Below are 22,917 nucleotides of genomic sequence, written 5' to 3' on the forward strand. Positions count from 1 at the left end.
CCCGGCGGCCAGGCCGGGTAAGTTCCCAACAGGAACTCACTCTACCGCAAGGGGGTGGACGTGTACTGGCGCCGGATCGCGGAACTTCCCACCTGGCTCAAGGCCGTCATGGTCGGCCAGCTGGTCAACGGCGCCGGCGCGCTCGCCTGGGTCTACCTGACGCTGTACCTGGTCGAGGATCGCGGCATGTCGGCGCAACAGGCCGGCTTCGCCGCCGCGGCGTACGGCGTCGGCCTGGTCGGCGGGAACCTCGGCGGCGGGTGGTTCGGCGACCGTTTCGGCCTGCGTACGGCGGCCCTCGCGAGCCAGCTGCTCTGGGCCGTCAGCTGTATCGCAATGCCCTTCACGCCAGGGATGGCGATCGCCGTGGTCGCCGCGCTGGCCGGCCTGTTCGGCGGAGCCGACCGCCCCAACCTGAGCGCCCTGGTCGCGATCTCGCTCCCGCCGGAACGCCGCCGCGAAGGCATCGCCCTGTCGCGCACCGCGACCAATGCGGGCTTCACGATCGGCCCGCCGCTCGGCGGTCTGCTGGCGACGTACGACTTCACGCTGGTCTTCGTCGTCGACGCGGTCACCAGCCTGATCATGGCCGCGATCGTGTGGCGCTGGGTCCCGAACGCGCGGCGTACGGTCGGAGTCTCGGTCACCGGGTTGTGGACCTCGGTACTTCGTGATCGTGCGGTACTGGTCGTGCTCGCGACGATCGTGGTCGTCGACACCGTCTACCGGCAGATCTTCGCGACGATGCCGCTCCTGCTGCGCGATGCCGGTACGCCGGCCGTCGCGTACGGCGTACTCCTCGGCGCAAGTTCCGTGGTGATCGTGCTGTTCGAGGCGCCGCTCGCCGTACGTCTGCGCGGTCACACCGCGACCCGCGTGATCGCAGCCGGTTTCGCCTGTATCGGCGTCGGCCTCGCGGTCATCGGCGTCTGGCCGGTCCTCGCGGGCGCGGCCGTCGCGATCGCGGTGATGACCGCGGGGGAGATGCTCTACAAGCCGACCGCCACCGCGCACGTCGCCGACGCGGCGCCGGAGGGGATGGTCGGACGGTACTCCAGCCTGTACGCGGCCGCGTCGATCAGCGGGATGTTCCTCGCGCCGGCGATCGGCGGTACGACGTACCAGCACGCACCGCGACTGCTCTACCCGGTCGCTGCGGGCCTTGCGCTCGCGGCTGCCGCCGTACTGCTGGTCACTCGGGCAGCGGCGCGGGACGTCCTTCCCAGCGAGTCGACAGCACAACCGTCGTCCGCGTCCTGACCACACCGTTCACGCGGCGCAGTGAGCCGACGACCGCCTCCAGTTGCGTGACGTCGGCGACCCGGACCTTGACGACGAGCTCCTGGTCACCGGCCACGAACCAGCAGTCCTCGACCGCGGGGATGTCGCGGACCTGGTCGACGATGTCGTCGGTCTCCACGTCGTCGCGCTGGAACAGGCCGATCAGCGCGCTGGTGCCCAGGCCGACCTGGTCCGGGGCGACCACGGCGCGGTAGCCGAGCAGTACGCCGCGCTCCTCGAGGCGCCGTACCCGTTCCTGGACGCTCGGACCGGACAGGCCGACCTCGCGGCCCAGTTCGGCCCAGCTGGAGCGCCCGTTCAGCCGCAGCGCCTCGATCAGCTGCCGGTCGATCGCGTCCATGTTGCCTCCTGTTTACCGCAGATTCCAAGGCTAGGAATGCTCTGGGCCTTTAATTCGTTTGTGAGAGCGTAGTGCTTAACGTATAAATTGAGGTACCGGGGCGAGTCCACCCCGGTTCCGCCGTACAACCCAGTGAAGGAACCATGATCACCCCCGATGTTGCCCGCGCCCGTATCGACGAGCGGCACCGGCTGGCCGCGCAGGCCCGCCGTGCGCACGCCGTCCCGTCTGCCTGGCGCCGGCTGCTGACCCGCACCGCCCGCAACCGCTGACCGATCTTCCGCGACCGGTGTGCCCCGTGAGTGTTCCGGTGCCACCGGTCGCTGTCGTCTCCGCCGGCACGAGATAAGCTCTGCCTCATGCTTTCGTACCTGGTGCCGCTGATTGCGGTCGCTCAAGAGGCCGCGGTCGACGCCTCGCACATCTCGAAGTGGTGGTTCGGCGTCTTCGCGATGGTCGTGTTCCTGCTGCTGCTCGCCGTCACCGTGATCATGGGCAAGGGCCGGCCGCACAGCTGAGCGGCTTGCTGAAGGGCTGACGTGGCTGCCGTGGAGCGAATCCGGCGTATCGGCGTGATGGGTGGCACGTTCGACCCGATCCATCACGGGCACCTGGTCGCGGCCAGCGAGGTGCAGTCGTACTTCGACCTCGACGAGGTGATCTTCGTACCGACCGGCCAGCCCTGGCAGAAGTCGGACCGGAAGGTCTCCCCGGCCGAGGACCGGTACCTGATGACCGTGATCGCGACCGCGTCCAACCCGCGGTTCTCGGTCAGCCGCGTCGACATCGACCGGCCTGGGCCGACGTACACGATCGACACCCTGCGCGACCTGTCCCGGCTGTACCCGGACGCCGAACTGTTCTTCATCACCGGCGCCGACGCGCTCGCCCAGATCCTCACCTGGCGGGACGTGGACGAGATGTTCAAGCTCGCCCAGTTCGTCGGCTGTACGCGACCGGGGACCGACCAGCTCGAACTACCGCTCGACCAGCTGCCGATGGACCGGATCACCCTGCTCGAGGTGCCGGCGCTGGCGATCTCGTCCACCGAGTGCCGCGCCCGCGTCGCCAAGGGCAATCCAACCTGGTATCTGGTGCCCGACGGCATCGTCCAGTACATCGCCAAGCGAGAGCTCTACACCAACCGTTAGGACCTCAATGCCTGCCAGTGAACGCGCCATCGAGCTGCTGACCGCAGCCGCGGAAGCCGCCCACGACAAGAAGGCCGAGAACGTACTCGCCTTCGACGTGTCCGAGCAGCTCGCGATCACCGACGCGTTCCTGGTCGCGTCCGCCTCGAACGACCGCCAGGTACGCGCGATCGTGGACGCGATCGAGGAGAAGCTCCGCGTCGACTTCGACGCCAAGCCGGTACGCCGCGAAGGCGCGCGCGAGGGCCGCTGGGTGCTGCTCGACTACCTGGACATCGTCATCCACGTCCAGCACGACGAGGAGCGCGCGTTCTACTCATTGGAACGACTGTGGCGCGACTGCCCAATCATTCCCCTGCCTGCCGCTGACGGCTCGCTCACCGACCTCGGCCCGACTCCGGCGTCTGGCTCGGCCTCGGTGTCCGGCTCGGCTTCGGCTTCGGCTGAATGAGCGCGGGACGGCTGATCGTCTGGCGGCACGGCCGGACCGAGTGGAACCTGCAGGACAAGATCCAAGGCCAGGCAGACATCCCCCTCGACGAGGTAGGCATCGCCCAGGCCCGAGCCGCCGCCGCGCGCCTCGCCTCGCTCGCCCCCACCCGCCTCTTCGCGAGCGACCTCCAACGAGCCGCCGCCACCGCCGGTGAACTCGCCGCCCTGACCGGCCTGAAGATCGAGTATGAGGAAGCCCTCCGAGAGATCGACGTCGACGACTGGGCCGGTCTCACCATGACCGAACTGGCGGCGATCAACCCAGAGGCGGCCGCCCGCATCCGCAACGGCGAACCCCAACGCCGCGGCTCCAACGGCGAAACCGTCGAAGAAGTAGCCACCCGCTTCGCCGACGCCCTCACCCGCATCTCCGCCGAGGGCACCTCCGAAGACACCATCGTCATCGCCACCCACGGCCTCGCCGCCCGCGTAGGCATCTGCCTGTTCCTCGGCATCCCCCAACCGAACTGGCCCGCCTTCGGAGGCCTCTCCAACTGCAACTGGGTCTCCCTCCTCCCCGGCCGCCACGGCTGGCGAATCGAAGAATGGAACGCCGGCTCCCTCCCCGAACCAGTAATGAGCGACGACCCCCAACGCTGACGGGCGACACCATCCAACGGACACCGCCCAACGGACACCGCTACGCGGCGGCTGTCTTGTTGGCCGCCTCCGGCGGCGCGCGAACTGTTTGTACCGGCCCGGCAGCGGCGAAGTGGCTCCTACCGCACACACCGTCCAAAGGTCACCGCTTCGCGGCGGCTGTCTTGTCGGCCGCCTCCGGCGGCGCGCGAACTGTTTGTACCGGGCGCGGGCACTGGCGAAGTGGCGGCTCCTACCGCGCGGACCCTCCAAAGGTCACCGCTTCGCGGCGGCTGTGTTGTTGGCCGCCTCCGGCGGCGCGCGAACCGTTCTACCGGCCACGGGTACCGGCTAAGTGGCGGCTCCTACCGGGTGCACGCTGGAAGGTCCGCCGCTTGGCGGTGCCGTGTGTTGGCCGTCTTCGGCGGCGCGTGTACCGGTTCTATGGAGCATGGGCACTGGCACCATCGCGGCCTTCGGCCGACCGTTCCAGGCTGGCGTCCCGTCGTACCCGCCAAGTGCTCCTTCCGGCTAGTGAAGGCCCAGCTGCCTCGATCTGAACCGTCACAGCGACCTCGCCTGGCGTCTTGTTCCGCGGCTGGCACGTTGCAACAGGCCACTCGTGCAACAACCCGCCAGCCGTCGGCGCTCGGGCGGGCACAGCGGCCACCGAACGACGAAAACCTCACCGCCGCGAGGCCCCCTGAGGTGTCCACAGCGGACCATGCACTGAGGCGACGTACTGTGACCAGAAGGCCTACTGACACCAGTCACCGAGGTGTCCCGGACCACATCAGCCACACGAGGGAACCGATTTTTCTTTGCAGGCACTCATCCGCTAAGCTTTCGGAGTCGCAAGACACCGCGGGGCTTTGGCGCAGTTGGTAGCGCGCTTCCATGGCATGGAAGAGGTCAGGGGTTCGAATCCCCTAAGCTCCACCACTGTGATCTCTCAAGAGATCCCGGACGGACCGGACCCCTGATTGGGGTCCGGTTTTCTGTTTTTGGGTGGTGGGCCTGGGGGGCGGCCGAGGGGTTGGTAGTCGCGGGTGGGGTCGAGGGTGAGCTCGCGGAGGAGTTCGCCGGTGGCGGCGTTGACGATGCGGATGTGGAGGTCGTCGACGAGCTTCAGGACGGGGGTTCGGGCGTGCTCCGTGCCGAGGCCGATGTGGTGGAGGCGGCCGGCGCGGCGGAGGGTGAGTTTGCCGGCTGGGTCGGCGATGTCGTGGAGCACGCGGTAGTGGGTGTCGGTGGAGCGGTCGGCGCCCGGGGCTGCTTTGGGGCGGGCGTGGTAGGCGGTGGCTGGGGTGGCGCGGTGTGGCAGCGACCGGTGCGGCCGCGTGTGGTTGTAGATCTGCACGAAGGTGTCGAGGAGTGTCTGGAGTTCGTCCAGGTCGGTGGGTTGTTGAGGTTGCGCGGTCAGCCAGTTCTTCATCGTCTGCTGGAATCGTTCGACCTTGCCGCAGGTGGTTGGGTGGTTGGGGCGGGAGTTCTTCTGGACGATGTCGAGTCGGCGGAGTTCGGTCTCCAGGCCGTTGCGGCCGCCGCGGCCGCCGGCGAAGCGGGTGGTGTAGACGAAGCCGTTGTCGGTGAGTACGGAGGCGGGATAGCCGTGCTGGGTTGCGGTTTGGGTGAAGGTGTCGAGGACGATCGGGCCGGTGATGTGGCGGTGGGGCGAGACGTGGAGGGCGTAGCGGGAGTGGTCGTCGAGCCAGGTGATGGTCTCGGTGTCTGCGCGGGTGTTGGTGCCGTCGGTGAGTGGGTAGTGGGTGTAGTCGGATTGCCCAGGTTTCGTTGGGTTGTTCGGCCTCGAACCGCAGGTAGGAGCTCTTCGGGCGCTTCTTCGGCTGCGGCACCACTAGGCCTTGGCGGGTCAGAGTGCGGGCGATGGTGCTGACCGAGACGGTGACCTGGTGGCGGTGCCGCAGATGCCAGGCGATCGTGTCGGGGCCGGCGTCCAGACCGGACTCGGCCAGCTGTTTGCGGATCGTGATGATCAGGTCGACCGTCGACTGCGGGATCGCGGTCGGGCTGGTCTTGGGCCGGCGTGAGCGTGGCTCGAACGCAGCTTCGCCCTCGGCGCGGTACCGGGCCAGCAGTTCGTAGACCCACGACCGGGACACGCCGTACGCGGCCACGACCTCGGCGACGCTACGTCCTTCGATCTCGATCGCGGTAACAACCAGCCGGGCTTTGGACACACCCGCAGCCTCAACACCACTGCGGCCAAACCCTCAGATTTCAGTCCGGGATGTCTTGAGAGATCTGTCCGGTATGTCCTGACGGAACACACCCTAAGCTCCACGACAGCTCAGAGGCCGGTTTCCCGAGTGGGGGACCGGCCTCTGTATGACCTGAGTGTCTAAGAAAGTGTCGAACCCCGGTGTCCACCGCGATCCGTCGTGCCGCCGGTCGCCATGGGGCGACGACGCACTAGCCTGCGGTGCGCGGGTGAGCTCGATCCGATGCGGCGGCCAATGCGCGTGGGTGTTGACGCCAGAGTGCTCGGAGGTGCGGACCGCGGACTGCTGCCTGGTGCGGTACCCGGAGCCCTTCGCTGATCCGCTTGCAGGTCGCGGGTGCAATCTGCGCGGCCGGCCAAGGCCGTGCTGGAGGGAGGAGCCTCTCCGGCGAACTGGGAGGACTTGGACTCACCCGGGACCTCGTGGTGTCAACGAAGACCCACGAAGCGACAGGGACTGGCGGCTGTTCCTTTTCTGCCGTCTCAAATGCGTCTAGTACCCTCGTGTTCACCACTCATGGCTGGGGGGCAGATGGACGAAGAAGCAGACCTCGAAATCGAGGCAATGGGCAAGGTGTCAAAGGCGCTCGGGGGCCTAGACGAGGACGCTCGGGGACGCGTCATCCGGTGGGTCGCGGAGCGGTACAGCGTCGCGCTGGATCAGGCTCCTAAGAAGACCAGTCCGACCGGCGGATCCAGCGGAGGTGACGAGGAAACCGACGAGGACGAGATCGACGAGGAGATCGACGACAAGGCGGGTAACTGGGAGCACTTCGCGGAGCTTTACGACGCCTCTGGGGCGTCGACTCACCCGGAGGGGATGCTAGTCGCGGCGTACTGGGTCCAGGTACTCAAAGGGCAGAGTTCGTTCGGGTCCCTTGAGTTGAACAAGCTGCTCAAGGACCTCGGACACGGGGTCACGGGGACCGCCAAGGTCATGTCAACACTCATCGCAAAGAAGCCAGCGCTCATTCTCCAGCTAAAGAAGTCGGGCAAGTCGCAGCAGGCCCGCAAGACCTATCGGTTAACGGACGCCGGGAAGAAGTCCGTCGAGCAGATGATCGCGAATGGCGCTTGATCCGAAGCGCGCGTTTGACGCACTCCCGGCGACGCTCGCTGCTGACTTGCTCGACACGTTCCAACAAGTAGTCAAGAACTTCGCAGAGCATCGCTGGGAGCCCTCGGAGCTTAACGGCGGGAAGCTGTGTGAGGCGGCGTACACGATTCTAAAGGGGTACTTCGCGGGCATCTACGATGCGCGTGCCCACAAGCCTGCCAACATGGTCGACGCCTGTAAGAAACTCGAGTCGGAGAGCGGACCCCGGTCGGCACGGATCCAGATTCCCCGCATGATCGTTGCGCTGTACGAGATCCGGAATAACAGGGGAGTTGGACACGCTGGCGGGGATGTCGACCCGAACCACATGGACGCCACTGCCGTGGTCTATATGAGCAAGTGGATCGTGGCGGAGCTCGTGCGACTACTTCACGGTCTGACCACCGACGAGGCTACCGAACTGGTCGACGCGCTGGTCGAGCGTGAGGTCGCTCTGGTGTGGCGCAGTGGTGACAAGCGGCGCGTGCTTGCGACCGGGCTTACCTTGCGTAAGAGGACCCTGTTGCTGCTGTCGGGGGTCACCGAAGCGCCCGAGGCGGACTTGTTGTCGTGGCTCGAACAGAGGCGCCCGAGCGATTACCGTGCGAAGGTGCTTCGCCCCATGCACAAAGAGCGTCTGATCGAATATGACCAGGACGCCGGGACCGTGGCGCTCCTGCCTCCGGGTGTCGACGCGGCGGAGGCGCTCATCCGCGAACTCGACACTCGCAGGTGATCGAGTCTCTGGCGGGGCGTGCGGGCAAGCCTGGTCACCGACGACGACGGGTTGCCGACTGAAATCGCGCGGCGGCTCGGCCGCCCCTCGGTTTGAGCCGGGGTGCCCCGACCCTGGGAAGTTTCAACAGCCGTCCGATGCTGCCGAGTCCTAAAGGTGAGTGACTAACTGAGTGACAACGAGGCGGCACAAAGCCGGACAGCCGCGGATGTTGGCGGATGACGGCAGGTGGCATGGGACGGCCGTCCAGTGCCCAGGTGTGAATGGCATGGAAGAGGTCAGGGGTGGTCAAGTCCTGTGGAGTGGTGTACGAGGGTTGGTGATTCGTCGTTGGTTGGTTAGGCGCTGATCGCGCCGGCGGTCTGGGGGTTCTCCTCCTCGGTGGGGTTGGTGGTGGTGATGAGGACGAGGCGGCTGCGGTGGAGGGCGTCGAGGCCGAGGTAGCGGCGTCCGTCGGCCCATTCGTCGTGTTGTTCGGCCAGGACGGCGCCGACGAGGCGGATGATCGAGGGCCGGTCGGGGAAGATGCCGACGACGTCGGTGCGGCGGCGGATTTCGCGGTTGAGGCGTTCGTTGGGGTTGTTGGACCAGATTTGTCGCCACACGTCTTTGGGGAACGCGGTGAAGGCGAGGATCTCGGCGCGGGCGTCGTCGAGGTGGGCGTGAACCTCGGGCAGCGTCTGCGCGACCTGGTCGAGGAGTTTGTCGTACTGCGTGTGCACCGCGGCGGCGTCGATCTGGTCGAACACCGAGTGCAGCATCGCCTTCACCCCGCCCCAGGCGTGTTTCGGGCAGGTGGCCATGAGATTGGCGGTGTAGTGGGTGCGGCACCGTTGCCAGGACGCGCCGGGCAGGTTCGCGCCGATCGCGTCGACCAGCCCGGCATGCGCATCAGAAGTCACCAACGCGACGCCGTTCAGGCCGCGGGCGACCAGGTCTTTGAAGAAGCTGTTCCAGCCGGCCCCGGACTCGGCGGTGGAGGTGGCGACGCCGAGGATCTCGCGGAACCCGTCGGCGTTCACGCCGGTGGCGACCATGACCGCGATCTTGATCACCCGGCCGCCCTCGCGGACCTTCATCGTCAACGCGTCCGCGGCCAGGAACGTGTACGGTCCCTCGTCCAGCGGCCGCTCCCGGAAATCGCGGACCAGCTCGTCGAGATCCCGGGCCATCACGCTGACCTGGCTCTTGGACAGGCCGGTGATGCCCAGCGACTGCACCAGCCGGTCCATCCGCCGCGTCGACACCCCGAGCAGGTAACACGTCGCCACCACGCTCGTGAGCGCCGCCTCCGCGCGCCGGCGCCGCTCCAGCAGCCAGTCCGGGAAGTACGAGCCTTCGCGCAGCTTGGGCACCGCGACATCCAGCGTGCCGATGCGGGTGTCGAGTTCGCGGTGGCGATACCCGTTGCGGGAGTTCACCCGGCCCGGATCGCGTGTCCCGAACGCGGCACCGCACACGCTGTCGGCGTCCGCGGACAGCAACGTGTTGATGAAGCCTTCCATCAGCTCCCGCAGCAGATCCGGGCTGGCCTGCTCGAGGTGCTCGTGCAAGAACTCGGCAGGGTCGATACTGGGTGATGCGGTCATCGCAGTGCTCTTCTCTTCGAGTGGGTTGTGAGAGATTCCTCGAAGAATCACGCGGTGACCGCACCCACGTCCATGCCTGGGCCAGCCACCACCTCGCCGTACACCACTCTGCTGGACGCAACTTCAGGGGTTCGAATCCCCTAAGCTCCACCACAGCTCAGAGGCCGGTTCTCCGTTGGAGAATCGGCCTTTCGCTTGACCTGGGTAACTATCGGTCGCGGGCAGCAGCTCGTCATCGCTTGACCTCCCTCAGTCCGCACTGGCCGGAGCTGGTGACAGTAGACCGTCTCCGTCACCTGCGTGCTCGTGTGGCCAACCACGAGCGAGATCTGTTCGAGTTGTGGCGTCGGTGGTCAGTTCCACCTCTGGAACTCATGGGAGCCAAAGCTCGCGGTGCCGGCCCTAACCGCTGCCCAGTCGGAAGAGGCCTGACACCACAACAGGCTCTGGCAAGTGACTTGCTCGAACTTGCGCGATACCGGGACTAAGGGTTGGCTACACGCGATAGTCCGCTCGATGATAGGCCCGCACCGTCCGCGCATTGCCCAATACGGGAGGTCATCATGGCGATAGAGTTCTACGGCAAGGACCCCAACTGCCCTGGGAATAACTGTCCGGCGGTCTTTCGGGACGAGGAGACCGGGGATCTCTACTTCCAGGGCGAGACCGTCATCGACCCAGAGGTACTGGCCAGACTGTCGAAGGACAGTGGGCTGTCCGACTCAGAGTCCGTGGTGAAGCTGCCCGCCCACATGGCGGAGATGATCATGGAGGCCAGTCGTGCCGGAGCCGTCGTTCGCTGAGCTGCTCGCCAGCTGTAACCGGACTGCACTGAAGCTCGAGTTTCGCGACCAGTACATGACCGACGACCCGGGCTACATCGCCTGGCAGTCGGGTGACCTCGACCAGGCCGTGCGCGAATACACCGACTGGACCGAGACCGCCCGCAGCGCCACGGGGCGAGGCGTCCAGATGAAGCGGGTCCGGGTCATCAGCGAGCCCGTGTCGGAATACATCGCTTTCGAGTATGCCGTGACATCGCGTGCCAACGTGGCGGCCGGGGAGCAGATTCGCTGGCTACCTCGCGCCCGCGCTTCGACGATTGCCCTGCCCGGCAATGACGTTTGGATCTTCGATGAAGCCACGCTGCAGTTCATCTTCTTTGCTGGGGACGGGCGCTTCGTCGGCAACGAAGTCGGTACCGACCCTGACGTGGTGAAGCTCTGCCTTCAGGCTTTCGAGGCGGCCTGGGAACGTGGCATCGACCACGCCGACTACGCCCTCACACTGTAACCGTCGACTTCTCCTCGTTAACGAAACTGGATGCCTGCTTCGCAATCCTCAAGTGCCCAAAGCGCCCGTCAGGCGCTTGCCAACCGGCTGCGGGATGTCAGGCTCGACGCGGGACTCACCGCGCGGGCGCTGTCGACCGCGGCCGGCTGGCATGAGGCCAAGACCTCCAAGATTGAGAATGGCAAGCAGCAGCCGTCCGAAGCCGACCTCCGCACATGGTGCGCGGTCTGCGCCTCGACCCGGCTCCTCCCCGAGCTGATCGCCGAACTCCGATCCGTCGACTCGATGTGGCTGGATTGGCGGCGGGCCGAACAGACCGGGCTACGCCACCTCAACGTTTCCGTGCGGGAGCTCTACGACCGCACCAAGCAGTACCGGTCCTACTGCCAGAGCATGATCCCGGGGCTCTTGCAGACCGCGGACTACACCACCGCCGTACTGACGTCGCTGCGAGACCGCCGGCGCGTACCCGTGGACGATGTTGCCGCTACTGTCGCCGAACGCGTCGACCGTCAGCGCATCCTCACAGAGGGCGGACACACCTTCGCCTTCGTCCTCGAAGAATCCGCCCTGCACTACCAAGTCGGCGGCCCAGAAGTCTTGGCCGGACAACTGCGGCACCTTCTCGATGTGGCGCGACTTGCCTCCGTCAGCCTCGGCGTGATCCCGGCTGCGGTTGATCGGACGCCGCGCTGGCCGGTCGAAGACTTCTACATCTTCGACCAGGCCCAGGCCAACGTCGAGCTCGTCTCCGGATTCCTGACCATCACCCAGCCGCGCGAGATCGCCATGTATGCCGAGACCTTCACGGCGTTCTCGAAGCTCGCCCTCTACGGATCCAAGGCCCGCACCCTGATCCGGACCGCCCTGGCCGAGCTGCCCGTGTAGTTCTTCACGCGTCAGAAAGCGCGCGCAAGTTGGCGCAAGTTCATCGATCCGGCGCACTTCAGGTCCATACGGTCAAGGGGTGACGACGGGGTTTGACCATCAGGCGCCTGCGGACACGCGTACGGCGCACAGACGACCGGGCAGCCGGACGGCCGCCTCTCACGTTTGCGACGCGCCGCGTTGTAGCTGTGGTTCCGAGGACCGCCGCCAACCAGCTGTACGCCCACGGGCCTACGCCTATCTGCGCGCCCACCTGCTGGTGTCTACCTCCGAGGTCAACCGGACCAAAGAACGCTTGACCGCGTTCGCTGCCGCGTCCGGCTTCGAGCTCGCGGCAACGTTTGTAGAAGACGATCCCGAGCGACCGTTACTGGGCTTTGAACGGTTCTTTCAGGCCGTCATGCGCGACCAGGTTTCGGTGGTGCTCGTGCCGAGCCTGCTGCACCTGATGATGCTGGGATCTGCGCGCGTGAAGGAGTACTTCGAGGCCGCGACCGAAGCCCGAGTTGTCTCCGTTGACAAGGCCGTCCGCCACATCGACAAGGCAGCGTCTTGATCTTCCTGCGTCGAGGTCATAGCGCCGTTCCGCCACCACGGAGGTCCCTGTCCGAGTTGCTCGAGTCCCTGCAGTCCCTGGCGGCTCGGGCAGGGAACCCATAGACCGGCTGGCTTGGTGTGGTGAGGCGAGCCCGCACCGAGCCAGCCGTTCCAACCAGTTCGCCCCGACCGACACCGAACAGTGAGGCCGCGATGTCCCAGATCGAGCAACTCAAACTCCAGCTCCACAGCCTGGCCGACCAGTCGCGCAGCGGAGCGGGCAGCCTAGCGGGATTCAAGCAGCGCTTCGAGCAGGCCAGCCAACACGTCCAGGCCTTGATCTCCGGTTCTGCCACCGGCGCCGACCGCGACATCTCTACGGTTCTCGAGGCGGCCGGGAAGTCAGTGGAGCAGGCCGTGCAGGCGCTGCAGATTGCCGAAGCCGGGTGCCGTAGCTACGCCAACCAGATCTAGCCGGCGCTCCCACTGCCGATGCCCTCCGAACTGCAACGCGTTGCCCAGGCCTTGCTTGCGGCCATTGACGAGATTCCTCGCGTAGTGGCCTACCTGCATGACCAAGCCCGGAAGTACCGCGAAGCCGCAGGTTGGGTCGGAGGTGTGAGCAACAACCCGCAGGCCCGGATGGCCGCCATGCAGCTGGATGAAGCGGCCCGGCGCTGCGAGGAAGCCGCCCACTACCTATCGCTGGCCCCGCTCCGCGCCCGCGGATGGGCGGAGCAGATGGTGAGTGCCGAGCGCAGCGCCGAGCCCACGGGCGGCAGTACCTCGCACCCGAACGGCGCAGCCGGGAGTACGTCGCCCGCGGACGGCCGGCGAGGCGGTGCCTCGTCCAAGCCTGGCGCGCCTAAGCCCGATGACAACGGGGGTGGCGAACTACCTGACTTCGATCCCGAGCCGTTTCGGCAGAAGCTGCCAAAACGGGTCGTCAGCCGGGGCTACAGTCCGAAGACCCGGGGTATCTGGGTCGATGACGACGGCAACGAACATGACCTCATTAGCGGTCGTCACGATCCCCAGTACCAACAGGCCCAGCGTCACGCGGAAAAGCTCGGATTGGTCACCGAGCCTCACAAGCTGTCGACTGCCGCCGATGTCGAGCTCAAGTTCGCGATGAAGATGCGCCGCGAGGGCATCCGGCGAGCCCGCATCGTCCTGAACAACCGTCCCTGTCCTGGCGCGCTGGGCTGTGACGAGCTGCTGCCCAGATTCCTGCCGCCTGGCAGTCAGCTGACGGTCTACGGACCGGATGGTTTGAGAAGATCTACCACGGAGAAACGGAGACCCCATGACTGTCGTCAAGGCCTACTACAAGCACGTACACGGCGAAGCGCCGCTACGGTTGGAGACGCCCGCGCATGTTGACGAGCTGGTAGATGGGCTGCTCGCCGAGGACTACAGCCACTCGGTAGCCGCGCTGTACGTCGAAGGTCGGGTCAACGCGGTGGGCGCGCCAGATCATGAGTTACTGGTGGCGATTAACAACGAAGACGGCGACGTCGGCGCGCTGCGGTACATGGGTGGCGGTGGCACCTATTACAGCCTGGGCGAGGCTGGCGGCGACAAGGAGATCACCTACTAGTACACCGGCAGCGACCGCGAGTTCCCTGCAGACTCGGAGATCTCGATTGAGCGGATCCGGCAAGCGGTGACGGAGTTCTTGGCCAGCGGCGAACGGCCTGCGTCAGTGAGGTGGCAGCGCGAAGACAAGCTTCGATGACAAGAGCGGAGGATTGGAGGACCTGGCGATACGCGCCCAGGTCTGCAACATCCCTCGAGGGAGGCGAGGCGGCGTTACGGCAGCGCGCGAAGCGACTTCGGGTCGATCGCTGACATCAGGCAAGAGGCTTCCGGTTCCCCGCGAGTTTTAGGTCCGATGCTGCCTCGGTACCCGCTTCATTGTCCTGAGACTGACTCGGTATTCCGTTGCGATCTTGTGCTTCGCTAAGCCCAGCACTTCGAGCATCGGCTTGAGTAAGGTCTGGGTGGTTGGAGTAACGCCTCGCCACCTCCACCACAGCTTTGAGGCCGGTTCTCCGTTGCCGAATCCGCCTTTCGCTCGATCGGGGTCACGAGCTGTTTCGAGGCCCGATTCCGTGTATGCCCTGCGCATCTCGTTCGGGAGCGGCCGGAGCTGCGAGCATCTGGGCCATCTGGGCGCGGAGGCCGTGGGTCTTTGGCCGGGCGGATTGGTTCGTGGCTACGGCGACGACAGGTCACCGAGGGGTTGCGAGCACCTTGGCAACGGCGTGCCACGCGTAGGTCGCGAGCGCTGGGTTGCTGTTCTTGAAGTGCCGTAACACGATCAGGGCCTGGGACAGCACGCGTCCGCGTCCGCGGAGCCATGTTGCGTCGTCCACGTCCAGGGCAGCGCGGAACTCGTTGTGGACGTTCGTGGGCAGCAGGTACCACGCGGGAAACAGGTCGCACGCCGGATCGCCGAGACCGCATGTCTCGAAGTCGAGCACCGCGGTCAGCCGGCCCTCCGGCGACACGAGCAGGTTGCCCGGCGTCAGGTCCGAATGCACCCACACTTCGCGCCCGTCGTACGGCGCCGCGAGCGATTCCTCCCACGACGCCAACGCTGCGCGAGTGTCGATGAGACCGTCCAGTTCGCCGATCGCCTCCCGGGTCGAGGCGTCCATCGCGCCCATCGGAGCGCGGGTGCGGCGCTCGCCCAGATACGCCGGCGGCCGGTCCGGCAGGTCGATCCGCCGGAACGCGTCGACGAACGCCGCGAGGTCCGCCGCCACCCCGCGTGGATCGGCGAGGGCGTCGGGAGATGGGTGTGTGCCGGCGAGCCAGCGGTGGACGGACCACTCGCCCGGGTACGCGTCGGTGGGTGAACCGATCGCCTCGACGGAAGGGATGGCCACCGGCAGGAACGGCGCGAGTGCCGCGAGCTTCTCCTGCTCCCGGTGCACGATGCCGATGGTCGAGGGCCGGAGCGGCAATCGTACGGACAGATCGGTACCGAGGCGGTAGATCGCATTCACCAGCCCGCTGGAGTCGACCGGCTGCAGCGGCAACGCGGCCCACTGCGGGAACTGCGCCGCCACCAGCTCGCGGACGAGCGGTGTGTCGACATCGGCCTGGACCTTGCGGGCACTCACGAGGCAATCCGACCGATCGGATTTGTCTCTGTCAACCGAGTATCCAGATCGTGCCGGGCGTAGGTCCCCACGACGGCGATGATGCTGTGCTCCTCAGATGAGAAGCCCGTTTTCCTTCGGAGACGGGGCTTTGCATGACCGGGGAAGCTAAGCCTTCGTGAGTTCTCGCCTTCGAAGGGGCGCTCGGCGAGGAGGGTCCTGTGCTGCCCGTGGGCGGGCGACGGCGCCTGCGATTCAGTGGGCGCGGCGGTAGTGCATGGCTACTGCGCCGTTGTGGAGTGGGTTTGCTGAGAGGAGTTCGAGGTGGCGGGTGGTGGGTAGGCCGCTGTGGTACAGGGTTGGGCCGTGGCCGGCGATCATGGGGTGGATTAGCAGCCTGTACTCGTCGATGAGGTTCAGGCGGTCGAGTTCGGTTGCGAGTTTGCCGCTTCCGAGGAGTACTCCGGCGGGGGTCGCGTCCTTGAGGTTCTGTACGCCTTCGCGCAGGTCGCCGGTGATGTGGTGGCTGTTGGTCCACGGGAAGTCGGTGCGGGTCGAGGACACCACGTACTTCGGTTTGGCCTCGAGCTTGGTCGCCCATTCGCGCAGGGCTGGAGGTGCCTCCTCGTCGCCGCGGGCGACGGCCGGCCAGTAGCTCTCCATCAGCTCGTAGGTGGTGCGACCCCACAGCATTGCCCCGGCCTCGTCCATGAGACGGGTGTAGAAGGCGTGCGTCTCGTCGTCGGCGATCCCCTCCTGATGGTCGACGCAACCGTCCAGGGTCAGGTTGAGGCTGAAGGTGAGGAGTCCCATGGCCGGCGAGTCTAGTGCCACTACGGCCGCACGTCCGTCGTTCGCCGCACCGCCTCGGTGGGGCCAAGTCGAGGAGGCAGCAACCCACGAGCCAAGCTCAGCGTTATGACTTCAGGTAGGTGTCTACGTCGGGTAGTAGGTCGGGCAGCGGGCGGCGCATGTCCAGTTGGAGATAGTTGGTCGAGGGGCGTTGGACGCGGTTGGTCGCGTCGCGGAAGAACGCCTCGCCGTCCACCAAATCGTCGCCGAGGTCTACTGGCGGGTGGTTCACGCCGCGTCGATGGGTTCGTAGTCGTGGTCGCTGAGTCAATCTCTCGTCGAGCAGTTTCAGGTCATTGAGCTGGCACTCGACGTATTTGTAGGTCGCGTTGTGTTGTCTGGCGATATCCATGCCCTCGGTCAGGATTCTTGGCCAGAAGCATGGGCTGTCCACGATCACCGAGTGGCCTTGAGTGAGGATGTGGCGAGCTTCGGCGTACATGACTTCGTACGCCGCTTTCGTGCTCGCAGTGAGGTCGAAGCCTGCGTCGAGAATCGCGGACTTGATGACGTCGTAGTCGACGGAGACTGCGCCGTGTGCGGCGACGACGTGGGCGGCCACGGTGGACTTGCCGGAGCCGGGAACACCTGACATTTGGAGCAGGAACACTACGGTTCCAACCTCCAATCGTCCGTGGCGCGGAGTCCCGGCAGTAGGCGCAGCTGGCTCATGTGAGGGCGTCTGTTAGTTGGTGGATGGCGTTCAGGGCGGTGACTGAGTCGGCGGTGAGGTTGCGGCGGGTGGCGAGGGTTTCGGGGGGTTCGTAGGTGAGGCGGGTGGTGCCGTTGTCGTCCCAGATCAGGAGTTTCAGGGGGAGGTCCAGGGCGGCCAGGGGTGCGGCGGACATGATGGGGGTGCCGGCGGCGGGGTTGCCGAAGATGATGAGGATGGTGTCGCGGAGGGTGAGGCCGGCGGAGCGGGCTGCTTCGGCCTGGTCGATGGTCGCGAAGACTCTGATCTGTTTGGCGTCGAGGAGGGCGCGGAAGCGTGCGGCGACCTCGGCGACGGTGCCGGGTGCGGTTTTGGTGATGACTTCAGCGGTCACGGTGACGATCGTACGGCGGGGCGTACCGTGGGGTGAGAGTCGCGCCTAGGGAGGAACGATGACCGAGGAACCGTTCGACACGTCCGAGAACGCTCACCGGGACCGGCGGGAGCACGGTGGTGCGTCGGCGTTGCGGCCGGACGACGACGAGCTCGCTCGCCGTACCGAGGAGGAGCGGGTCGAGGCCGGGGTCGACGCGTACGACCCGGACGACGTACCGCCGGCGACCGACGAACCGGTGCCTACCGATGTGACTCAGAGCGCCGAGTACCAGGACGCCGAGGCCGAGCTGCGGCGGGAGGAGTCCGAGGGCGAGATCTACCCGCTCACCGAACGGCACCCGTTCCCACCGTCCCACTACGACCGCTCGTAAACCCCAGCGCGTCGCCGGTGGCCCTACATGCGGGCGCGGAGGACGTCGAATTCGGCGCCGGGGGTGTTGGGGTCGAAGCCGTGTTCGATGAGCCAGCGGGCGGCTTTGAGGCTGCGGAGGGACCACCAGGCCTGGATGACCTCGACGTCTACGTCGGTGCCGTAGCCGGCCAGGAGGTCGTCCAGGCATTCCTCGTGGCCCAGTGTGAGGACGGCGAGGTCGTTCAGCGGGTCGCCTTGGCTTGCTTCGGACCAGTCGATGATGCCGGTGACTTCGTCGCGTTCGGTGAAGATGTGGGTGATCTGCAGATCGCCGTGCGCGAACACCGGCGTCCACGGGCGGAACACCAGTTCCGCGAGCTCGCGGTTGCGGGTGACCAGGTCGGCCGGGAGTACGTCGTTCGCGATCAGCCAGTCGCATTCGCGGTCGAGGCCGGCCACGATCTCGTCGTTCGACGGAGCCGACCACGGCGGTAAGGGTGCCTCATGCAACTTCCGTACGGCGGCACCGGCCGCGGCCCAGGCGTCCGGCGACGCGGGCGACGGCCGGCCCAGTACGCCGAGCGCAGTCCCCGGTACGGCGGCCAGCGCGAGGACGTGCGGTTTGCGCCAGAGGATCTCCGGCGTCGGTACCGGTGCCAGGCCGATCGCCTCGACCTCCACCTCGAGGTTCGCGTCGTCGGCGTCGACCTTCAGGAACGTGTCCCCGACGCGCAACGTCGTCCGCTCGCTGTGGGCAACAACAACCCGAACCTCATCCACACCGGTCATTCTCCCGGCACCGGCGGTCGCCGTCACGTGGTTTAGCGGCGGCGGAGGGCGGGGTCGGTGAGCGACGGGATGACGGCGTGCTTCTCGGCCGGGGAGAGGTCGATGCCGGGGGCAATGATGTTGTCGATGGCGTCGAGGACATCAGGCGGGAGAATCGTGTCGGCCGCCTCCAGTTGAGAATCGAGGTGGGCCAGGGTCCGTGGGCCGATGAGGGCGCTGGTGACCGCGGGGTGGTTGGTGACGAAGGCGAGGGCCAATTGGATGAGCGTCAGGCCGGACTGCTCGGCGACCTTGGCGAGCTTCTCGACGGCGTCCAGTTTTGCGGCGTTCGCGGGGATGCTGGTGTCGAAGCGGTCGGGCATGAAGGCGGACCGGTTCGTCGTCACCTCCTGTCCGGCACGGATCGCGCCCGAAAGCCAGCCGGAGGCTAGAGGGCTCCAGGCCAGTACCCCCAGGCCGTACTGTTCGGCGACCGGTAACGTCTCTGCCTCGGCGCCTCGCCCCAAGAGTGAATAGCTCAGCTGTTCGGTCGTGAAGCGGCCGAGGTGATGGCGATCGGCGGTCCACTGGCTTTCGACCAGGCGGTACGCCGGGTACTCCGACGTACCGAAGTACCGGATCTTCCCCGCGCGTTGGAGATCTGTCAGCGCCGACAGGGTTTCCTCGTCGCTCGTGGCCGGGTCCCAGCGGTGGATCTGGTACAGGTCGACGTATTCGACGTTCAACCGACGGAGGCTGTTCTCCAGGGCGGTTGTCAGCCATCGGCGGGATGCGCCGCGGTGGTTGCGGTCGTCGCCCATCGGCAGGCCGGCTTTGGTGGCGAGTACGACGTCGTCGCGGCGGCCGGCGATCGCGGCGCCGACGAGTTCCTCGGACTGGCCGTTGGAGTACATGTCGGCGGTGTCGATCAGGTTGATGCCGGCGGCGAGCGCGCGGTCGATGATCGCGGTCGCCTCGTCCTGACCGGTGCGGCCGATCGTGCCGAAGTTCATCGCGCCGAGGGCGAGCGTGCTGACCTGGACGCCGGTACGTCCGAGCGTGCGGTACTGCATAAGGTCCTCCGAAGGGATGTCATCATGGGGAGCAAAGCGGAACGCTGCTCCGCATTCGACAATACGGAACAACGTTCCGGTTTGCAAGCGAGGGAGGACGGGGTGCCCAAAAGGCGGGCCGACGTACAGCGGAACGAGAAGGCCCTGCTCGACGCGGCCGCCGCGGCGTTCGTGGCGGCGGGGGTCGACGCGCCGGTGCGGGACATCGCCGCGCGGGCCGGCGTCGGTGTCGGTACGGTCTACCGGCACTTCCCGAGCCGCGCGGACCTCGTCGTGGCGGTCTACCGTCACCAGGTCGAGGAGCTCGCGCGGCAGGGCCCGGAGTACCTCGAGTCCGAGCCCACGCCGTACGCCGCGCTGCTCCGCTGGGTCGACGGATTCGTCGACTTCCTGATCACCAAGCACGGGCTGCCCGGTGGTGACGCGCTGCTGCACAAGTACTTCCTGGATCAGCTGCTGCCGGTCTGCGACGAGCTCCTCGCCGCGGCCGGGATCAAGGACGTACGGGCATTCGAGCTAATGCTTGCGATAGGCAACTTGTGTATCGGCCCAAGCGACAACGACCGGTACGACGCCCGCCGCATGGTCGGGTTCCTGATGGCCGGCCTCACCGCGTGACGTGCACGGTCGGCCGGTAGATCAGCTCCTGCGTGTTGCCGTCGAGGGTGCGCGTTTCGAGCAGTTCGAGGTCGAAGTCGAGCGCTCCGCCGAAGATCGGGTCGGTCCCGGTTTGCCCAGTAATCACAGGGAAGACGGTCACCTGAATCCGATCGACGAGGCCTGCTGCCAGCAGTGCGCGGTTGAGCGTCAGGCTGCCGTGCGATCGCAGCGGTACGGCGGACTCTTCCTTGAGTCGGCGTACCACGTCGACCGCTGAACCTGCGGCGACGGTCGCGTCCGGCCAATCGAGCGGTTCCTGCAGCGTGGACGAGATGACGGTGGTGGGCAGTTCGCGCATCCGCCGTACCCACGGGTCGAAATCCTCATCGCTGCCGTTCAGCAGCATCGCGTTGACCCGATGGGTGGTGGCGCCGAGAACCATGCGCTGGTCGGCGCTGTACTGCGCGAGCCGGTGCGCCAGGAACTCCGGCCCCTGCTTGCCCCAGTACCCGCCCCAGTCGCCGCGGTGCGAGCCGAAGCCGTCCAGGCTGCTGAAGACGTCGAAGGTGTACATGCTGATCGTCCTTCCGGAGTCGGTTCTACCCCTCCGACGAACGCCGGCCGGCCGATTCGACAGCGCGGGCGCGGACGTATTTCGAGTAGCGCACCGTGAAGACGGCGGGGACGGCGAACGACGCGATCCGGAGGACGACGATCGGTGTGACGACGTGCGGCGCGGCCGCGGTGATGACGGCGGCGGCGATGCCTTCGACGGTGAAGCTGATCGCCCAGACCGCCGTGATGACGACGTTGGTACGCCGGAACACCGGGTTGTCCCAGATCTCCCGCGGGACCATCGTGCGCGCGATGCCGAGCGTGAACGGCTGCCGGATCGCCAGTGAACCCCACGCCGTCAGGGCGAGCCAGGCCGATGACAGGGCGAGCAGGTTCTCGTGCAGCGGCGCGTCGGGGAGGACGAAGGCGATCAGGCTGACCAGCGCGAAGAACGCGACGGCGCTCACTTCGATCACCATCGAGTCGAGCCCCTTGGCGGAGGAGAGCTCCCAGGCGACGAGGGCGACCGCGATGACCAGGCCGATCAGCGCGCACAGCCGCCAGTCCAACGTGGTGGTGGCGACCGCGTAGATGATCCACGGCGCGAAGCTGCGGAGGTAGTTCATCGGGACTCCCCTGACGTTCCAGTAGTGACAGGTCGAAGGTAGACACTCAGCTCTAGACATGTCAACACTGGAATGTCATGATCTGAGCATGAGCCTTCGACATGCCGTACTCGGGCTGCTCGTCGAGCATCCTGCCAGTGGGTACGACCTGCTGCGCCAGTTCGAGCAGTCCCTGGCGAACGTCTGGCCCGCGACCCAGAGCCAGTTGTACGGCGAACTCGCCAAGCTGGCCGCCGACGAACAGGTCACCGTCAGTGCGGAGGGTCCGCGCGGCCGCAAGGAGTACGCGATCACCGACGCCGGCCGCGCGGAGCTGCGCCGGTGGCTGCTCGAGGAGCGACCGAGACGGCGCCGCGACGATCTGCTGCTGCGGGTGTTCTTCCTCGGCACTGTGACGCCCGAGGAGGCCCGCGGCTTCATGGAGCGCGGCGTCCGGCAGATGGACCAGCTCGAGGAAGAGCTGCGCGCGGTCGAACAGCACACCGACTGGGGCGACAACGACCTGTCCGTGTACGGCCGGATCGCGCTCGAGTGGGGCCTGCGCTACGCCGCGATGCACCGCGAATGGGCCCGCTGGGCCGAAAAACAGCTGCGCTAGGGAGGGTCGACCACCCGGGAAAACTGCTCCTGGTTCCGTGCTCAGGGTTGGAGTAGTGCCTTGATCGCGTGGCGCTGGTGCATCGCCTCGTAGGCCTTGGCCGCGTCTTCCAGTGGGAGGGTGAGGTCGAAGACCTTGCCAGGGTCGATCACACGGCGGGAGATCAGGTCGATCAGGGTCGGCAGGTACTGCCGGACGGGCGCCGGTCCGCCGTGCAGGTGGACGCCGGAGAAGAAGAGCTCGTCGCCGGGCAGACTCACCTCGTGGGCGACACCAACGTATCCGACATGACCGCCGGGGCGGGTCGAGCGGATCGCCTGCATCATCGACTCCTGCGTACCGACCGCCTCGATGACGCTGTGCGCGCCGTAGGAGTCGGTCAGTTCCTTGATCCGGGCAACACCCTCGTCGCCGCGTTCGGTGACGATGTCTGTGGCGCCGTACTCCAACGCCAACCGCTGTCGCGGTTCGTGGCGGCTCATCGCGATGATCCGCTCGGCGCCGAGCTGCTTCGCGGCCAGTACGCCGAGCAGCCCGACCGCCCCGTCGCCGACGACCGCGACCGTCTTGCCCGGTCCGGCCTCCGCGGCGACGGCGGCGAACCAGCCGGTGCCGAGTACGTCCGACGCGGCCAGGAACGACGGGACCAGGTCGGCGTCCGGCGTACCCGGTACGGCGACCAGCGTGCCGTCGGCGAGCGGTACCCGGGCCAGCTCGGACTGGGTGCCGATGGCACCCATCGGCTCGGCATGGACGCACCGCGACTGGTATCCGGCCCGGCAGATCTCGCAGGTGTTGTCGGAGGCAAAGAACGAGCCGATGACGAAGTCGCCAGGCTTCAGGGTGGTCACTGCGGACCCGATCTCCTCGACGACCCCGACGTACTCGTGGCCCATCGGCGCCGGCCCGTCGAGCTGGTCCTGTCCGCGGTACGGCCACAGGTCCGAGCCGCACACACAGGTCGCGCTCAGCCGAATGATCGCATCGGTCGGTTGCTCAATGACCGGATCGCGCCGCTCCTCGACCCGGACGTCGCCGGGTCCGTACATCATGACTCCACGCATGGGAGAGAACCTCTCTGGTTGGTGAT

30 protein-coding genes, 1 tRNA gene and 2 pseudogenes are annotated in these 22,917 nt (G+C 66.7%); 20 read left to right on the forward strand and 13 right to left on the reverse strand.

Annotated features, from left to right (window positions below; translation table 11 throughout):
• The first annotated feature begins 54 nt into the window (after positions 1–54).
• Entirely contained in the window at positions 55–1,260 is a 1,206-nt protein-coding gene (locus FB475_RS26640; protein ID WP_238332427.1) for an MFS transporter, read from the forward strand.
• Here FB475_RS26640 and FB475_RS26645 read toward each other — a convergent pair.
• Complete coding sequence (locus tag FB475_RS26645) at positions 1,193–1,642, reverse strand: Lrp/AsnC family transcriptional regulator (protein ID WP_131459275.1); 450 nt, start codon at positions 1,640–1,642, stop codon at positions 1,193–1,195. The genes FB475_RS26640 and FB475_RS26645 overlap by 68 nt on opposite strands.
• Positions 1,643–1,785: 143 nt before the next feature.
• Here FB475_RS26645 and FB475_RS38205 point away from each other — a divergent pair, with 143 nt between their 5' ends.
• The 6 genes from FB475_RS38205 (at position 1,786) to FB475_RS26665 (ending at position 4,806) form a co-directional block, all read left to right on the forward strand.
• Complete coding sequence (locus FB475_RS38205; RefSeq protein ID WP_272952100.1) at positions 1,786–1,914, forward strand: hypothetical protein; 129 nt, start codon at positions 1,786–1,788, stop codon at positions 1,912–1,914.
• An 87-nt stretch (positions 1,915–2,001) separates the two neighbouring features.
• Entirely contained in the window at positions 2,002–2,160 is a 159-nt protein-coding gene (locus FB475_RS36960; RefSeq protein WP_185759445.1) for a hypothetical protein, read from the forward strand.
• Positions 2,161–2,217: 57 nt separating this feature from the next.
• Entirely contained in the window at positions 2,218–2,793 is a 576-nt protein-coding gene (gene nadD, locus FB475_RS26650; RefSeq protein WP_238332471.1) for a nicotinate-nucleotide adenylyltransferase, read from the forward strand.
• A gap of 7 nt (positions 2,794–2,800) precedes the next feature.
• On the forward strand, positions 2,801–3,244 hold the full coding sequence (rsfS, locus tag FB475_RS26655) for a ribosome silencing factor (RefSeq protein ID WP_141859268.1): 444 nt from the start codon (positions 2,801–2,803) through the stop codon (positions 3,242–3,244).
• Complete coding sequence (locus FB475_RS26660; RefSeq protein WP_141859269.1) at positions 3,241–3,885, forward strand: histidine phosphatase family protein; 645 nt, start codon at positions 3,241–3,243, stop codon at positions 3,883–3,885. Before rsfS ends, FB475_RS26660 begins: the two co-directional genes overlap by 4 nt.
• Before the next feature lie 845 nt (positions 3,886–4,730).
• Positions 4,731–4,806 (forward strand) — tRNA-Ala (locus tag FB475_RS26665).
• 10 nt (positions 4,807–4,816) lie between these two features.
• On the opposite strand, the gene FB475_RS37820 is transcribed toward FB475_RS26665, so the two are convergent.
• Positions 4,817–5,584: an integrase core domain-containing protein gene (locus FB475_RS37820; protein ID WP_337678224.1), complete on the reverse strand. Its 768-nt coding sequence runs from the start codon at positions 5,582–5,584 to the stop codon at positions 4,817–4,819.
• A gap of 214 nt (positions 5,585–5,798) precedes the next feature.
• A pseudogene (locus FB475_RS38455) lies at positions 5,799–6,065 on the reverse strand (helix-turn-helix domain-containing protein); the annotation flags it as partial.
• A 573-nt stretch (positions 6,066–6,638) separates the two neighbouring features.
• Here FB475_RS38455 and FB475_RS26675 point away from each other — a divergent pair.
• Positions 6,639–7,184, forward strand: a complete 546-nt coding sequence (locus tag FB475_RS26675) for a hypothetical protein (RefSeq protein ID WP_141859270.1) — start codon at positions 6,639–6,641, stop codon at positions 7,182–7,184.
• Entirely contained in the window at positions 7,174–7,938 is a 765-nt protein-coding gene (locus FB475_RS26680; protein WP_141859271.1) for a hypothetical protein, read from the forward strand. The genes FB475_RS26675 and FB475_RS26680 overlap by 11 nt, the downstream gene beginning before the upstream one ends.
• A gap of 338 nt (positions 7,939–8,276) precedes the next feature.
• Here FB475_RS26680 and FB475_RS26685 read toward each other — a convergent pair whose 3' ends face one another.
• A complete protein-coding gene (locus FB475_RS26685; protein WP_141854940.1) occupies positions 8,277–9,527 on the reverse strand; it encodes an IS256 family transposase in 1,251 nt (416 codons plus the stop codon).
• 563 nt (positions 9,528–10,090) lie between these two features.
• Here FB475_RS26685 and FB475_RS26690 point away from each other — a divergent pair.
• The 8 genes and pseudogenes from FB475_RS26690 to FB475_RS38465 all read left to right on the forward strand — a co-directional run.
• Complete coding sequence (locus tag FB475_RS26690; RefSeq protein WP_141859272.1) at positions 10,091–10,330, forward strand: hypothetical protein; 240 nt, start codon at positions 10,091–10,093, stop codon at positions 10,328–10,330.
• Positions 10,308–10,820: a DUF6879 family protein gene (locus FB475_RS26695; protein WP_141859273.1), complete on the forward strand. Its 513-nt coding sequence runs from the start codon at positions 10,308–10,310 to the stop codon at positions 10,818–10,820. The genes FB475_RS26690 and FB475_RS26695 overlap by 23 nt, the downstream gene beginning before the upstream one ends.
• A 30-nt stretch (positions 10,821–10,850) precedes the next feature.
• Positions 10,851–11,708 carry a helix-turn-helix domain-containing protein gene (locus FB475_RS26700; RefSeq protein ID WP_141859274.1) on the forward strand — a complete coding sequence of 286 codons (858 nt, stop codon included), beginning with the start codon at positions 10,851–10,853 and terminating at the stop codon, positions 11,706–11,708.
• Between the two features lie 79 nt (positions 11,709–11,787).
• Positions 11,788–12,264 carry a recombinase family protein gene (locus FB475_RS26705; protein ID WP_141859275.1) on the forward strand — a complete coding sequence of 159 codons (477 nt, stop codon included), beginning with the start codon at positions 11,788–11,790 and terminating at the stop codon, positions 12,262–12,264.
• A 194-nt stretch (positions 12,265–12,458) separates the two neighbouring features.
• Entirely contained in the window at positions 12,459–12,719 is a 261-nt protein-coding gene (locus tag FB475_RS26710; protein ID WP_141859276.1) for a hypothetical protein, read from the forward strand.
• A gap of 267 nt (positions 12,720–12,986) precedes the next feature.
• Positions 12,987–13,628 (forward strand): DddA-like double-stranded DNA deaminase toxin, encoded by a 642-nt coding sequence (locus tag FB475_RS38460; protein WP_420359232.1) that lies wholly within the window; start codon positions 12,987–12,989, stop codon positions 13,626–13,628.
• On the forward strand, positions 13,552–13,845 hold the full coding sequence (locus FB475_RS26720) for a hypothetical protein (protein ID WP_141859278.1): 294 nt from the start codon (positions 13,552–13,554) through the stop codon (positions 13,843–13,845). The genes FB475_RS38460 and FB475_RS26720 overlap by 77 nt, the downstream gene beginning before the upstream one ends.
• A gap of 12 nt (positions 13,846–13,857) precedes the next feature.
• Positions 13,858–13,983: pseudogene (locus FB475_RS38465) on the forward strand (Imm1 family immunity protein); the annotation flags it as partial.
• A 496-nt stretch (positions 13,984–14,479) separates the two neighbouring features.
• Here the strand turns inward: FB475_RS38465 and FB475_RS26730 are convergent.
• The 4 genes from FB475_RS26730 to FB475_RS26745 form a co-directional block, all read right to left on the reverse strand.
• Positions 14,480–15,376 (reverse strand): aminoglycoside phosphotransferase family protein, encoded by an 897-nt coding sequence (locus FB475_RS26730; RefSeq protein ID WP_141859279.1) that lies wholly within the window; start codon positions 15,374–15,376, stop codon positions 14,480–14,482.
• A 234-nt stretch (positions 15,377–15,610) separates the two neighbouring features.
• Positions 15,611–16,168, reverse strand: coding sequence for a dihydrofolate reductase family protein (locus tag FB475_RS26735; protein WP_141859280.1), 558 nt, complete (start codon positions 16,166–16,168; stop codon positions 15,611–15,613).
• A gap of 103 nt (positions 16,169–16,271) precedes the next feature.
• Positions 16,272–16,802 carry a P-loop nucleotide/nucleoside kinase family protein gene (locus FB475_RS26740; RefSeq protein WP_141859281.1) on the reverse strand — a complete coding sequence of 177 codons (531 nt, stop codon included), beginning with the start codon at positions 16,800–16,802 and terminating at the stop codon, positions 16,272–16,274.
• 73 nt (positions 16,803–16,875) lie between these two features.
• Positions 16,876–17,253, reverse strand: coding sequence for a DUF302 domain-containing protein (locus FB475_RS26745; protein ID WP_185759446.1), 378 nt, complete (start codon positions 17,251–17,253; stop codon positions 16,876–16,878).
• Positions 17,254–17,311: 58 nt separating this feature from the next.
• On the opposite strand from FB475_RS26745, the gene FB475_RS26750 reads away from it, so the two are divergent.
• The gene (locus FB475_RS26750; RefSeq protein WP_185759447.1) at positions 17,312–17,626 is read left to right on the forward strand and encodes a hypothetical protein; all 315 of its coding nucleotides are present in this window, start codon (positions 17,312–17,314) and stop codon (positions 17,624–17,626) included.
• Positions 17,627–17,649: 23 nt separating this feature from the next.
• Here the strand turns inward: FB475_RS26750 and FB475_RS26755 are convergent, their stop codons facing one another.
• Positions 17,650–18,387, reverse strand: a complete 738-nt coding sequence (locus FB475_RS26755; protein ID WP_141859283.1) for a phosphotransferase family protein — start codon at positions 18,385–18,387, stop codon at positions 17,650–17,652.
• A 41-nt stretch (positions 18,388–18,428) separates the two neighbouring features.
• Complete coding sequence (locus FB475_RS26760; protein WP_141859284.1) at positions 18,429–19,448, reverse strand: aldo/keto reductase; 1,020 nt, start codon at positions 19,446–19,448, stop codon at positions 18,429–18,431.
• Between the two features lie 102 nt (positions 19,449–19,550).
• On the opposite strand from FB475_RS26760, the gene FB475_RS26765 reads away from it, so the two are divergent.
• On the forward strand, positions 19,551–20,066 hold the full coding sequence (locus tag FB475_RS26765; RefSeq protein WP_238332429.1) for a TetR/AcrR family transcriptional regulator: 516 nt from the start codon (positions 19,551–19,553) through the stop codon (positions 20,064–20,066).
• Here the strand turns inward: FB475_RS26765 and FB475_RS26770 are convergent.
• Both FB475_RS26770 and FB475_RS26775 read right to left on the reverse strand, forming a co-directional pair.
• Complete coding sequence (locus tag FB475_RS26770; protein ID WP_141859286.1) at positions 20,056–20,622, reverse strand: dihydrofolate reductase family protein; 567 nt, start codon at positions 20,620–20,622, stop codon at positions 20,056–20,058. The genes FB475_RS26765 and FB475_RS26770 overlap by 11 nt on opposite strands.
• Positions 20,623–20,647: 25 nt before the next feature.
• Positions 20,648–21,229, reverse strand: coding sequence for a hypothetical protein (locus tag FB475_RS26775; RefSeq protein WP_141859287.1), 582 nt, complete (start codon positions 21,227–21,229; stop codon positions 20,648–20,650).
• A gap of 88 nt (positions 21,230–21,317) precedes the next feature.
• Between FB475_RS26775 and FB475_RS26780 the strand changes: the two genes are divergently transcribed.
• On the forward strand, positions 21,318–21,827 hold the full coding sequence (locus tag FB475_RS26780; RefSeq protein ID WP_141859288.1) for a PadR family transcriptional regulator: 510 nt from the start codon (positions 21,318–21,320) through the stop codon (positions 21,825–21,827).
• A 41-nt stretch (positions 21,828–21,868) separates the two neighbouring features.
• On the opposite strand, the gene FB475_RS26785 is transcribed toward FB475_RS26780, so the two are convergent.
• Positions 21,869–22,891 carry a zinc-dependent alcohol dehydrogenase family protein gene (locus tag FB475_RS26785; protein WP_141859289.1) on the reverse strand — a complete coding sequence of 341 codons (1,023 nt, stop codon included), beginning with the start codon at positions 22,889–22,891 and terminating at the stop codon, positions 21,869–21,871.
• Positions 22,892–22,917 lie beyond the last annotated feature (26 nt).

This window comes from Kribbella jejuensis (assembly GCF_006715085.1).
GTDB classification, from domain to species: Bacteria; Actinomycetota; Actinomycetes; order Propionibacteriales; family Kribbellaceae; genus Kribbella; species Kribbella jejuensis.